Below are 12,432 nucleotides of genomic sequence, written 5' to 3'. Positions count from 1 at the left end.
GCCGCACTGTTCATCGCTCCCCATGCTCGACAATCTGACTCAACGGATGGCGCGCGTCGTCAAGACGCTGCGCGGCGAAGCCCGGCTCACCGAGGCGAACACCCAGGAAATGCTGCGCGAAGTGCGCCTTGCGCTGCTCGAGGCGGACGTGGCGCTGCCCGTCGTGCGCGAGTTCATCGCGAAGGTGAAAGGGAAGGCGCTCGGCGAGGAAGTCATCAGCAGTCTGTCGCCGGGTCAGGCGCTCGTCGGCGTCGTGCAGCGCGAGTTGACCGCGGTGATCGGCGGCGATTACGAAGGCAAGGCCTCGGAGCTCAACCTCGCCGTCACGCCGCCGGCCGTCATCCTGATGGCGGGTTTGCAGGGCGCGGGTAAGACGACCACGGTCGGCAAGCTCGCCAAGCTGCTGCGCGAGAAGTACAAGAAGAAAGTGCTGACCGTTTCGTGCGACGTCTATCGCCCTGCTGCTATCGCGCAGTTGAAGACGGTGACCGAGCAGGTCGGCGCGGATTTCTTCCCGTCGGAACCGGATCAGAAGCCGGTGGACATCGCGCGTGCGGCGGTGGATTGGGCCAAGCGTCACTATCACGACGTGCTGATCGTCGACACGGCCGGCCGTCTCGGTATCGACGAAGCGATGATGCAGGAAATCACCGCGCTGCATACCACGCTGAAGCCGGCGGAAACGCTGTTCGTCGTCGATGCGATGCTCGGTCAGGACGCGGTCAACACGGCCAAAGCGTTTAGCGATGCACTGCCGCTCACCGGCGTCGTGCTGACCAAGCTCGACGGCGACTCGCGCGGCGGCGCGGCACTCTCCGTGCGTCACGTCACGGGCAGGCCGATCAAGTTCGTCGGCGTCGCGGAAAAGCTCGACGGCCTCGAAGTGTTTTATCCGGATCGCATGGCGAACCGGATTCTCGGCATGGGCGACATTCTCGCGCTCGTCGAAGAAGCGCAGAAGGGCGTCGACGTTCAGGCCGCGCAAAAACTCGCCGACAAGGTGAAGAAAGGCGGCGACTTCGACCTGAACGATTTCCGCGCGCAGCTCACGCAAATGAAGGGCATGGGCGGGCTGTCGTCGCTGATGGACAAGCTGCCCGCGCAATTCCAGCAGGCCGCCGCCGGCGCCGACATGAGCCAGGCTGAAAAGCAGATGCGCCGCATGGAAGGCATCATCAACTCGATGACGCCGCTCGAGCGCGCCAAGCCGGATCTCATCAAGGCCACGCGCAAGCGCCGCATTGCCGCGGGCGCGGGCGTGCAGGTGCAGGAAGTCAACCGCATGCTGAACCAGTACGACCAGATGCGCACGATGATGAAAAAGCTGAAGGGCGGCAACATGCAAAAGATGATGCGCGGCATGAAGGGCATGTTGCCCGGCATGCGCTAAGCTTTAGCAAGACGGCGGCGCGCGCGTCGTGCGGGTTGCACTGCGCCCGCCGATAGCCGCCGCCTCGAAAGAGGAATTGGTTGAGAGCATTCCCGCTCACACTATGTATACAGTCACCGCCCGTCAGACGTCATGAACCGCGAAGAAGCTCTCCACATTTTTAGCCACTCCGAAGAAATCGTTTCGGCCGACGACGTGAACGCGTCGATCAGCGGCATGGCTGCCGCCATCCGCGCCGAAATAAGCGAGGACTTCCCGCTCGTGCTTTCGGTGATGGGCGGCGCCGCAGTGTTCACCGGCATGCTGTTGCCGCACCTCGACTTTCCGCTCGAGTTCGACTACATCCACCTGACCCGCTATCGCAACACCACCAAAGGCGGCAACGAGATGCAGTGGCGCGTGGCGCCGGCCGAGTCGGTGAAGGATCGCGTGGTGCTGGTGCTCGACGACATTCTCGACGAAGGCGAGACCATGGCCGCGATTCGCGACCGCATCCTCGCGATGGGCGCGAAGCGCTTCCTGAGCGCGGTGCTGTGCGAAAAGATCATTCCGAAGGCCAAGCCGCTGCGCCCGGACTACTGCGGCTTCGAAGTGCCGGACCGCTATGTGTTCGGCTGCGGCATGGACGCGAAAGGCTACTGGCGCAACCTGCCGACCATTCGCGCGCTGACCGAAGGCGCGTGAGTTCTTCATCTGTCTTGCGCTGGAACGAAAAAGCGGCCTACCTGGGCCGCTTTTTTCATTGCGCAGCGATAACGCGCGCCGCCGGCTTCACAGTTGATGCACGAAGGCGCGGATACCGCCGAGCATCATCTCGACGGAAATCGCGACCAGCACGAGTCCCATCAGACGCTCGAATGCCATCATGGTTCGCTCGCCGAGCCATGCCTGAATCCGCTCGGCCAGCATCAACACCACAGCACAAACGATCATGGTGACGGTCAGCGCGCCGATCCATTCGAACATCTTGCCGGGCGCCTGCGACGTCAACAGCATCACCGTTGCGAGCGCCGACGGTCCGGCCAGCGCCGGAATGGCGAGCGGCACGATCAACGGCTCGCCGCCGCGCGCGTCGCCGCCGAACGGGCCGTCCGGATGCGGGAACACCATGCGCAGCGCAATCAGAAACAGCACGATGCCGCCGCCGATTCGCAACGACTGGTCCGTGAGACTCATCATCCGCAAGAACGCGTCGCCCAGCACCATGAACAGCAGCAGGATCGCAAACGCAATCGCGACCTCACGCAGAATCACGGCGGTGCGCCGCTTCGGCGACACACCGCGCAGACAACTGATGAAGAGCGGAATGTTGCCGAGCGGATCGGTGATGAGAATCAGCAGGACGGTCGCGGACAGGAAGGTGTACTCCACCGTCCGCTCCGCTTAGCGCGCGAGCGCCGCGCGCACCTTCGCGATCACCGTTTGCGCGGCTTCGTCGACCGGCAGCAGGGTCGCCTCGGCGTCGCGGCGGCCCTGATATTCGAGCTTGCCTTCCTTCAGGCCGCGGTCGCCGATCACGAGACGATGCGGCACGCCGATCAGCTCCCAGTCGGCGAACATCACGCCGGGGCGTTCGCCGCGGTCGTCCAGAATCACGTCGATGCCCGCTTCCACCAGTTCCGCGTACAGCTTGTCGGCCTGCTCGCGCACGGCTTCGCTGCGGTCATAGCCCATCGGGCACAGCACGACTTCGAACGGCGCGATCGATTCCGGCCAGATGATGCCCTTGTCGTCGAAATTCTGTTCGATCGCGGCGCCCAGAATACGCGTGATGCCGACGCCGTAGCAGCCCATTTCCATCGGCTGCGGCTTGCCGTTTTCGTCGAGGCAGGTCGCGTTCATCGCTTCGGAATATTTGGTGCCGAGCTGGAACACATGACCGACTTCGATGCCGCGGCAAATGTCGAGCACGCCCTTGCCGTCCGGCGACGGATCGCCCTTCTTGACGTCGCGAATATCCGCGACGACGGGCTCCGGCAAATCGCGGCCCCAGTTGACGCCGGTGGTGTGGAAGTCCACCTCGTTCGAGCCGACCACGAAGTCGCTCATGTTCGCGACCGTGCGGTCCGCCACGACCTTCACCGGCTTCTTCGTGTTGAGCGGGCCGAGATAGCCCGGCGGCGTGCCGAAGGTCTCGATGATCTCAGCCTCAGTCGCCATGCGGAAGTCGGTGAGGCCCGGCAAGTTGTTTGCCTTGATCTCGTTCAGATCGTGATCGCCGCGCAGCATCAGCAGCCAGATGGTCGGCTCAGCGCCTTCGTTTTCGGTCGCGAGCACGATCGACTTGATGGTGCGTTCGAGCGGAATGTTCAGATACTCGGCGACGGCCTCGCACTTTGCCTTGCCCGGCGTGGGCGTCTTCTTCAGCTCCTCGGCGGGAGCGGCGCGTTGCGCGTACAGCGGCAATGCTTCGGCCGCTTCGACATTCGCGGCGAAGTCGGAGGTCGGGCAATAGGCGATTGCGTCCTCACCCGTTTCGGCGATCACGTGAAACTCATGCGAGCCGCTGCCGCCGATCGAACCGTTGTCCGCCGCGACCGCGCGGAAGTCGAGACCGAGGCGCGTGAAAATGCGCACGTACGCGTCGTACATCTTGCGATACGACTCGCGCAGACCCGCCGCGTCCTTGTCGAACGAGTACGCGTCTTTCATGATGAACTCGCGGCCGCGCATCACGCCGAAACGCGGACGGATTTCGTCGCGGAATTTGGTCTGGATCTGGTAGAAGTTGACCGGCAACTGACGGTAGCTCTTGATCTGGCCACGCGCGATGTCCGTCACCACTTCTTCATGCGTCGGTCCGATGACGAAATCGGACTGCTTGCGGTCCTTGAAGCGGAGCAATTCGGGGCCGTATTTTTCCCAGCGGCCCGACTCCTGCCACAACTCGGCCGGCTGCACGGCCGGCATCAGCAATTCGATAGCGCCCGCCCGGTTCATTTCCTCGCGCACGATGGCTTCCACCTTGCGGATCGAGCGCAGGCCGATCGGCAGGTAGTTATAGATGCCGCCGGCGACGCGGCGGATCATGCCGGCGCGCACCATGAGCTTGTGGCTGACGATCTCGGCGTCTGCCGGAGCTTCTTTCAGGGTGCCGATAAAGAAACGGGAAGCTTTCATTCAGATTTTCCAAAAGCGGCGGCTCCGGAGGGACCGCCCGAAAGGGTGAAACGGGAAATCGACACGGCTGCGGCGCCAGAACCCGCGGTGTGCTGCACTGCGCCGCACCGACGCCAAAGCGCCGGCGACGCCGCCGCGCAAAGCCTTCTGCACAAGGGATGACGCGCGGGAAGCTTGACAGGCTACCGCAAATGCAGGCCTTTTGCGGCGAATCGTTCCATTCTGGTGCGAATCGGTGCGTCAGGGCCGTTATCTGTTTATAATCAAAGCAATTTTAAAGGATTCGAAGGTGGTTGTATGCTGGATCGTGAAGGCTTTCGCCCGAACGTCGGCATCATCCTCTTGAACGCGCACAACGAGGTGTTTTGGGGCAAACGGCTCCGTGAACATTCCTGGCAGTTTCCGCAAGGGGGCATCAAGTACGGAGAGACCCCCGTGCAAGCGATGTATCGGGAGTTACACGAAGAAACCGGGCTGCTTCCTGAGCACGTCAAGGTGATTGGTCGCACGCGCGACTGGTTGCGTTACGAGGTGCCTGACAAGTTCATCAAGCGTGAGGTACGCGGTCATTACCGCGGCCAGAAACAAATCTGGTTTTTGCTCCGAATGGTGGGGCGCGATTGCGACATCTGCTTGCGCGCCACCGACCACCCGGAGTTCGATGCCTGGCGTTGGAACGAATATTGGGTGCCGCTCGACTGTGTGATCGAGTTCAAGCGGGATGTGTATCAGTTGGCGCTGACGGAGCTGTCCCGTTTCATGCGCCGGACTGTGCCGCGTGCGGAAAAACCCGGCGCTCATCATGGGCCGCGCTATCCACGGATAGCGTCGTCAATGGAAAGTCCGCCGGATTCCACGGTAATGACGGTGACAACGGTCACGTCCGTCAGAATCGAAACTTCGGTTCGCACAACAAGCGCGTCCGACTGCGGTGAAAATGCCGCGTCAACGGACGAGGCCAGCGCCGCGTCGGAGCTTGAAGAAGACGCAGCTCGCGAGGCTGCCGTTTCGTTGCTTCGCCAAGGCGTGCGTAGTTGATCGTTCTGCGCGGCTTTCCGTGCCGCTATGCGGGCGCGGCCCCCGGACCCGGGAGCCGCGCCCGTTTTTTGAGGAAAACCATATTGAAAGCTCTCGCTCTCGTCGTGGCGTGCGTCGCCACCGGCGCCCTTCTGGCTGGCTGTTCGAGTGCCGGCAAACCCACCAATAAGGATGACAGCGCGTTTACCTATCTGCTCGACCGGCCTACCAATTGGGTCGAAAACAAGGTCGAGACGTTGCCGCCGCTGCCGCAGGACTCCAGCCTCCTTCCGTTCGAAGTGTCGGGCAATACGCCGCTGCATTTCGCGATAGATCCGACGTCGCTCACGGTGGGTTCCGACGGCGTGGTGCGCTACACGGTGGTGGTCACGAGCCCGAGCGGCGCGCGCAATGTGAACTACGAGGGCATTCGCTGCGACACCTACGAATGGCGTCTGTATGCCGGTCTGAACGCCGATCACGACGGCTGGGACAGAACCGTTGCCAACGACTTCACGCGCATCGAGAACGGCGCGCTGAACGCTTATCACGCGGCGCTGTATCAGGATTATCTGTGCGCAAACAAGCTGCCGACAGGCAGCGCCAAGTCGATTATCGAGAACATCCGCTATAAGCGCACGGCGACGTCTTTAATTCATTGAACCGTTGACGGTGCTTCAGGCAAAAAAGCCGTTCCAGTCGTGACTGGAACGGCTTTTTTAATTGCCGCCTGATGTCTCTTTGCCGGCCGCTGGCCAATGGCCGCTGATTACCCGCTCAAACCAGCACCAAGTTGTCCCGATGAATCAGCTCCGGTTCGAGCATATAGCCAAGCACCGACTCGATCTCGCCGCTCGGACGCCGCTGAATCAGCTTGGTTTCGGCACTGCTGTAATTGGTGAGGCCGCGCGCCACCTCCCGGCCCGCTGCGTTCAGGCAAGCGATCACCTCGCCCCGCGCAAACGCACCCTGAACGCCGACAATGCCGATAGGCAGCAGGCTCTTGCCGCCCGCGGTCACCTTCTCGACGGCGCCGTCGTCGATCACGACGTGGCCGCGCACCTGCAAGTGATCGGCCATCCATTGCTTGCGTGCTGCCATGCGCGCGGTGCGTGCGATCAGTTGCGTGCCGATCGCTTCACCCGAGGCGAGCCGCGACAGCACGTCGGCTTCCCGGCCGCTGGCTATCACCGTGTTCGCCCCGCTGTGCGCGGCGCGCTTGGCGGCGAGAATCTTGGTCAGCATGCCGCCTCGGCCGAGGCTCGAGCCAGCGCCGCCGGCCATCGCCTCCAGGTCGGGCGCGCCGGCATCCGCCTGCTGAACCAGCGTCGCGTTTGGATCTTTCCGCGGATCGGCGGTGAAAAGCCCTTGCTGATCGGTGAGGATGATGAGTGCGTCGCCCTCGATCAGGTTCGCGACGAGCGCGCCGAGCGTGTCGTTGTCGCCGAACTTGATTTCGTCGGTGACGACCGTGTCGTTCTCGTTGATGATCGGCACCACGCCGAGCCGCAACAGCGTCAGCAGCGTGGAGCGCGCGTTCAGATAGCGCTCGCGGTCCGCGAGGTCGGCATGCGTCAGCAGGATTTGCGCGGTCTGAATGGAATGCTCGGCGAAGCGGCTTTCGTAGACCTGGGCAAGGCCCATTTGACCGACGGCGGCGGCCGCTTGCAATTCGTCGATTTCGCGCGGCCGCTTGGTCCAGCCGAGCCGCTGCATGCCTTCCGCGATCGCGCCGGAGCTCACCAGCACGACTTCCTTACCTTGAGCGCGCAACGCGGCGATCTGCGCAGCCCAGCGGCCGATCGCAGCATGATCGAGGCCCCGGCCGTCGTTCGTGACGAGGCTCGAGCCGACTTTCACTACCAATCGCCGTGAATCTGCGATGACGGAACGCATTGTGCGTGGTCTCCCAAGATGACGCCTGACACGCACCGGCCCCGAAAGGCCGGCGCTCCCGTTGTTTATTCCTGCGGATCGGCGCTGGATTCGCTGGCGGCGGCCGGCGCTTCGGGCTTGTCGCGAAAGCGCACGTCGGCGGCGAGATCTTCGGCCTCAGCCGCGCGCTGAGCTTCGGAATGCGCGGCGATGTAGTCGAACACCGCGTAGCAAAGGCTCTCGCAACCCTGACCGGTCAGCGCCGAGATTTCGAACACCGGACCGTCCCAGCCGAAGCCTTCGAGGAACGCCGACACGCGCGCTTCGCGCTCGTCCTCGGGCACCATGTCGAGCTTGTTGAGCACCAGCCAGCGCGGCTTCTGATACAGCTGCTCGTCGTACTTGCGCAGTTCGTTGACGATCGCCCTGGCTTCCGCGACCGGGTCGACGGATTCGTCGAACGGCGCGATGTCGACGATATGCAGCAGCAGACCTGTGCGCTGCAAGTGCCGCAGGAACTGGTGACCGAGCCCCGCGCCTTCAGCCGCGCCTTCGATCAGGCCCGGAATGTCCGCGATCACGAAGCTGCGGCTCGGCCCGACGCGCACCACGCCGAGATTAGGCGCGAGCGTGGTGAACGGATAGTCGGCAATCTTCGGCTTCGCGTTCGATACCGAAGAAATGAACGTTGACTTGCCCGCGTTCGGCATGCCGAGCAGACCGACGTCGGCCAGCACTTTGAGTTCGAGGCGCACCATGCGGCGCTCGCCCGGCTTGCCGTCCGTTTTCTGGCGCGGCGCGCGGTTCGTGCTGGACTTGAAGTGCAGGTTGCCCAAACCGCCGGCACCGCCCTCCGCGATTTTCACGCTCTGATTGTGCTCGGTCAGATCCGCGATCAGTTCGCCGGTTTCCATGTCGGTAATCGTGGTGCCAACCGGCATGCGCAGCGTGATGTCGTCGCCGCCCTTGCCGTAGCAGTCCGCGCCACGGCCGTTTTCGCCGTTGCGCGCCATATGTTTTTTCGCGTAGCGATAGTCGATCAGCGTGTTGATGTTGCGGTCTGCTACCGCAATCACGCTGCCGCCCCGCCCGCCGTCGCCGCCATCGGGGCCGCCGAACGGAACGAACTTCTCGCGGCGCATCGACGCGCTGCCATCCCCTCCGTCGCCGGCGATGACTTCAATCCTCGCTTCGTCAATGAACTTCATGCGTAACTCCGTCCCGTGGTGTACAGCCAGATGGTGCTGCCAGATGTGTTGTTGCCGGATACTGCCTGATACAGCTATTTTGCCGCGCCCGCCGCGCGATGATCAATCGACCGAACGGCATAGGACGACGTCAGAATTCGCGGCGGCAACAGCCGCTACCGCAATAAAAAAAGCCCCGCTAACTTCGCGGGGCCTTTTTCCGGTCCTGAAGCCCGTGCCTGAGCAAGCTCAGACTGCTGCCGGGATCACGTTGACCATGTGCTTCTTCGCGGCGCCTTTCGTCGAAAACTTGACGTGGCCGTCCGTCAGCGCGAACAAGGTGTGATCCTTGCCGATACCGACGTTCTCGCCAGCGTGCATGCGCGTGCCACGTTGACGAACGATGATGCCGCCAGCGTTGATAGCCTGACCGCCGTACACTTTCACGCCAAGTCGCTTCGACTCGGAGTCGCGGCCGTTCCGGGACGATCCGCCTGCCTTTTTGTGTGCCATTTGATTTGCTCCTTAACCGGTGCGCTTACGCGTTGATCGCGTCGATGCGCAGTTCGGTATAGTTCTGGCGGTGGCCGCCATGCTTCTGGTAGTGCTTCCGGCGACGCATCTTGAAGATGGTCACTTTCTTGTGACGACCTTGCGACACGACGGTAGCCTTGACGGAAGCCCCACTGACCAGCGGCGCACCGAACTTAATCGATTCGCCTTCGCCCACTGCGAGAACCTGGTCGAGCGTGATTTCAGCGTCAATGTCTGCCGGTATCTGTTCTACTTTAAGTTTTTCGCCGACGGCAACTTTATACTGCTTGCCACCGGTTTTTATGACCGCGTACATTGAGAACCTCACTCTGTGTTCATTTTTTCCACGCACCGCGCGCGGAAACCCGTGATTATACATAGAGTTAGCTGCTCGGTCAAAACTCATTGAGAGCCGCCGCGTGCCGTCCGGGTGACGCGCGGCGCGCCGCCGGGCGCCGCTCCACGCTGTTCTGTGCGCTGCCGTAAGGCGCGGCGCACGGCAGTCCGCGACCCGGAACCACCGCGATTCGCCTTATAATTCGCGGCACTACCCAATTCAGCCATCATGTCGTCGACTGCCACCCCCTCCTCCAACGCCGCCAGCCTGCTCGCTCCGATAGCCGAAGACATGCAGCAGGTGAATCGCGTCATCCGGCACCGTCTTGCGTCCGAGGTGATGCTGATCAATCAGATCTCCGAGTACATCATCAGTGCCGGAGGAAAGCGGCTGCGGCCCGCGCTGCTGCTGCTGGTGGCCGGCGCGCTCGGAGAAACCACGGGGCATCGGCATGAACTGGCGGCGGTCGTCGAGTTCATCCACACGGCGACGCTGCTGCATGACGACGTGGTCGACGAATCCGATCTGCGGCGCGGCCGCCAGACGGCCAACGCGCTCTTCGGCAACGCGGCGAGCGTGCTCGTCGGCGATTTTCTGTATTCGCGCTCGTTCCAGATGATGGTCGGGGTAGGCAAGATGCGCGTGATGGAGATCCTGGCCGAGGCGACCAACATCATCTCGGAAGGCGAGGTGCTGCAGCTGCTGAACATGCACGACGCCGACGTGGACGAAGCCCGCTACATGCAGGTGATCCGTTACAAAACGGCGAAGCTGTTCGAGGCCGCCGCGCAACTCGGCGCGGTGCTGGCCGGCGCGGACGCCCGCATCGAAGCGGCCGCGGCGGAATTCGGCCGGCGCATCGGCACGGCCTTCCAGATCATGGACGACTGGCTCGACTACACGGGCACGGCAGAGTCCATGGGTAAAAATGCCGGCGACGATTTGCGCGAAGGCAAGCCCACGCTGCCGCTCATCTATCTGATCGAGCGCGGCACGCCCGAGCAATCGGCGCTTGCCCGCGAGGCCATCGAACAAGGCGGCACCGACCGCTTCGAAACGATTTTCGAAGCCATCACGCGTTCAGGCGCGCTCGACCACACGCTCGAATGCGCGAAGCAGGAGGCGCAAGCAGCCGCCGCCGCAATTTCTTCGTTCCCGGATTCCATTTACAAAGAAAGCCTGCTAGAATTATGTTCTTACTCGACGGCGAGACAGTCTTAAACGAGACGGAAACGCCGGTTTAGTCTGAATCGAGTTCGCAGTACTTTTCGGGGTGTAGCTTAGCCTGGTAGAGCGCTACGTTCGGGACGTAGAGGCCGGAGGTTCGAATCCTCTCACCCCGACCAGATTTGCCTTGTTAGTTCAAGGCTCGAAAAACCGCCCAGCTTGCTCGGCGGTTTTTTGTTTTTGCGGCGCATCTTCGTTAGAGCCCGCATGCCGCGGCCATGTCGAGCGCAAAGGCCCTGTTTTCAGGGCGGCGCCGCGCACGGCTTCGGCAGCCCCCTCTGCTATATTCTCTCCATCCTTTCCCCCTCTATCCTTCGCGACGCGTGGAACAACTTCCCTTATGGGCGCAGATTGGCGCCGTCTTCCTGCTGCTTGTCTGCTCGAGCTTCTTCTCGATTTCCGAAACGGCAATGATGGCGCTCAACCGCCATCGGCTGAAGCATCTCGCTAGCAAAAACGCGCTCGGCGCGAAGACCACGCAGGGTCTGCTCGCGCATACCGATCAACTGCTGAGCGTCGTGCTGATCGGCAACAATCTGTTCAACACGATCATCCCGGTTCTGACGACTTCGATCGCATTGCACACGTTCGGGCGCAACAACCTCGTACTGTCGATCGCGACCGGCATCGTCGCCTTCCTGATCATCGTCTTTGCCGAGATCACGCCGAAGATCGTGGGCGCGACCTTCCCCGAGAAAATCGCACTGCCCGCCAGTCTGCTGATCGCGCCGATGATGCGCGTCGCCAGACCGCTCGTGTGGTTCGTCAACCTGTTCGCCACCGGCATCTTGCGGGTGCTGCACATCAACACAAAAGGCGCGCGCGACCAGCGCCTGTCCACCGAGGAATTGCGCACCATCGTGCTCGAGTCCGGCAGCTTCATGCCGACCAAGCACCGCAGTATTCTGCTCAATCTGTTCGACCTCGAAAACATCTCCGTCGACGACGTGATGATCCCGCGCCGCCGCATCGAAGCGCTCGACTTCGACGCGCCGTTCGAACAGATCCTGCATCAGCTCGAAACCTGCTATCACAACAAGCTGATCGTCTATCAGGGCGACATCGACCGCGTGCTCGGCATACTGCACGTTCGCAAGACGCTCGCGGCTCTGCATAACCAGGAACTGGAGCGCGAGACGCTGCGCGAACTGCTCACCGAGCCTTACTTCGTGCCGACCGGCACGCCCGTGTTCCAGCAGTTGCAGTATTTCCAGGAGAGCCGCCACCGCATTGCGCTCGTCGTCAACGAATACGGCGAACTGCAAGGGCTCGTCACGCCGGAAGACATCATCGAGGAACTGATCGGCGAATTCACTACCTCGATCCCGCGTGGCGCCAGTTCACGCGGCGGCTGGAACGAGCATGGCGAATGCATCGTCGCGGGCAGCATGCCGCTGCGAGAGCTCAACCGCTGGCTGCAACTCACGCTGCCTACTGACGGCCCAAAAACGCTCAATGGCCTGATCCTCGAAATTCTCGAGGACATTCCCGACGGCGACGTGTGCGTGCAGATCCGCGACGTCAAACTCGAAGTCATGCGCAGCGACGACCAGGCGATCCGCACCGTCAAGCTGTTCAAACCGCCGGCGCGCGCAAAGGGCAAGGCACTGCTCGGTTAGCGCATTGCGCGGGCGGTCGTTGGTCGCCTCGCATGCGGACCAACCGCTCGCCTCACCGCCCGCACACACAGCATCGCACAAGGTCCGAGCGCGCACCATTAGCCGAATGGCCGAGTGTCATTCAGA

12 protein-coding genes and 1 tRNA gene are annotated in these 12,432 nt (G+C 62.4%); 7 read left to right on the top strand and 6 right to left on the bottom strand.

Annotated elements, in window-relative coordinates:
* The first annotated feature begins 22 nt into the window (after positions 1 to 22).
* Together ffh and BGRAMDRAFT_RS25900 are read left to right on the top strand one after the other, a co-directional pair.
* Entirely contained in the window at positions 23 to 1,390 is a 1,368-nt protein-coding gene (gene ffh / locus BGRAMDRAFT_RS25905) for a signal recognition particle protein (RefSeq protein WP_006051844.1), read from the top strand.
* Between the two features lie 132 nt (positions 1,391 to 1,522).
* Positions 1,523 to 2,074 (top strand): hypoxanthine-guanine phosphoribosyltransferase, encoded by a 552-nt coding sequence (locus BGRAMDRAFT_RS25900; protein WP_006051843.1) that lies wholly within the window; start codon positions 1,523 to 1,525, stop codon positions 2,072 to 2,074.
* Between the two features lie 87 nt (positions 2,075 to 2,161).
* Here the strand turns inward: BGRAMDRAFT_RS25900 and BGRAMDRAFT_RS25895 are convergent, their stop codons facing one another.
* Both BGRAMDRAFT_RS25895 and BGRAMDRAFT_RS25890 read right to left on the bottom strand, forming a co-directional pair.
* Entirely contained in the window at positions 2,162 to 2,761 is a 600-nt protein-coding gene (locus BGRAMDRAFT_RS25895) for a MarC family protein (protein WP_006051842.1), read from the bottom strand.
* A 12-nt stretch (positions 2,762 to 2,773) separates the two neighbouring features.
* Positions 2,774 to 4,510 carry a proline--tRNA ligase gene (locus BGRAMDRAFT_RS25890; protein WP_006051841.1) on the bottom strand — a complete coding sequence of 579 codons (1,737 nt, stop codon included), beginning with the start codon at positions 4,508 to 4,510 and terminating at the stop codon, positions 2,774 to 2,776.
* A gap of 297 nt (positions 4,511 to 4,807) precedes the next feature.
* Here BGRAMDRAFT_RS25890 and BGRAMDRAFT_RS25885 point away from each other — a divergent pair, with 297 nt between their 5' ends.
* Positions 4,808 to 5,548, top strand: a complete 741-nt coding sequence (locus BGRAMDRAFT_RS25885; RefSeq protein WP_006051840.1) for an RNA pyrophosphohydrolase — start codon at positions 4,808 to 4,810, stop codon at positions 5,546 to 5,548.
* Between the two features lie 83 nt (positions 5,549 to 5,631).
* Positions 5,632 to 6,189 (top strand): CNP1-like family protein, encoded by a 558-nt coding sequence (locus BGRAMDRAFT_RS25880; protein WP_006051839.1) that lies wholly within the window; start codon positions 5,632 to 5,634, stop codon positions 6,187 to 6,189.
* 115 nt (positions 6,190 to 6,304) lie between these two features.
* On the opposite strand, the gene proB is transcribed toward BGRAMDRAFT_RS25880, so the two are convergent.
* The 4 genes from proB to rplU all read right to left on the bottom strand — a co-directional run bounded on the left by proB (position 6,305) and on the right by rplU (position 9,439).
* Complete coding sequence (gene proB, locus BGRAMDRAFT_RS25875; RefSeq protein ID WP_006051838.1) at positions 6,305 to 7,423, bottom strand: glutamate 5-kinase; 1,119 nt, start codon at positions 7,421 to 7,423, stop codon at positions 6,305 to 6,307.
* Positions 7,424 to 7,488: 65 nt separating this feature from the next.
* On the bottom strand, positions 7,489 to 8,610 hold the full coding sequence (gene cgtA, locus BGRAMDRAFT_RS25870; RefSeq protein WP_006051837.1) for an Obg family GTPase CgtA: 1,122 nt from the start codon (positions 8,608 to 8,610) through the stop codon (positions 7,489 to 7,491).
* Between the two features lie 228 nt (positions 8,611 to 8,838).
* Positions 8,839 to 9,102 carry a 50S ribosomal protein L27 gene (gene rpmA, locus BGRAMDRAFT_RS25865; RefSeq protein WP_006051836.1) on the bottom strand — a complete coding sequence of 88 codons (264 nt, stop codon included), beginning with the start codon at positions 9,100 to 9,102 and terminating at the stop codon, positions 8,839 to 8,841.
* Between the two features lie 25 nt (positions 9,103 to 9,127).
* Positions 9,128 to 9,439: a 50S ribosomal protein L21 gene (gene rplU, locus BGRAMDRAFT_RS25860; protein ID WP_006051835.1), complete on the bottom strand. Its 312-nt coding sequence runs from the start codon at positions 9,437 to 9,439 to the stop codon at positions 9,128 to 9,130.
* A 249-nt stretch (positions 9,440 to 9,688) separates the two neighbouring features.
* Between rplU and BGRAMDRAFT_RS25855 the strand changes: the two genes are divergently transcribed.
* The 3 genes from BGRAMDRAFT_RS25855 (at position 9,689) to BGRAMDRAFT_RS25845 (ending at position 12,306) form a co-directional block, all read left to right on the top strand.
* Positions 9,689 to 10,681: a polyprenyl synthetase family protein gene (locus tag BGRAMDRAFT_RS25855; protein ID WP_006051834.1), complete on the top strand. Its 993-nt coding sequence runs from the start codon at positions 9,689 to 9,691 to the stop codon at positions 10,679 to 10,681.
* A 48-nt stretch (positions 10,682 to 10,729) separates the two neighbouring features.
* A tRNA-Pro gene (locus BGRAMDRAFT_RS25850) sits at positions 10,730 to 10,806 on the top strand.
* Between the two features lie 204 nt (positions 10,807 to 11,010).
* Positions 11,011 to 12,306 (top strand): HlyC/CorC family transporter, encoded by a 1,296-nt coding sequence (locus BGRAMDRAFT_RS25845; RefSeq protein WP_044021886.1) that lies wholly within the window; start codon positions 11,011 to 11,013, stop codon positions 12,304 to 12,306.
* The last annotated feature ends 126 nt before the right edge of the window (positions 12,307 to 12,432 follow it).

The sequence above is a fragment of the Paraburkholderia graminis C4D1M genome (assembly GCF_000172415.1).
GTDB lineage: Bacteria > Pseudomonadota > Gammaproteobacteria > Burkholderiales > Burkholderiaceae > Paraburkholderia > Paraburkholderia graminis.
The sequence above is the reverse complement of the archived record's forward strand: the minus strand, read 5'-3'. Positions and strand labels throughout refer to the sequence as shown.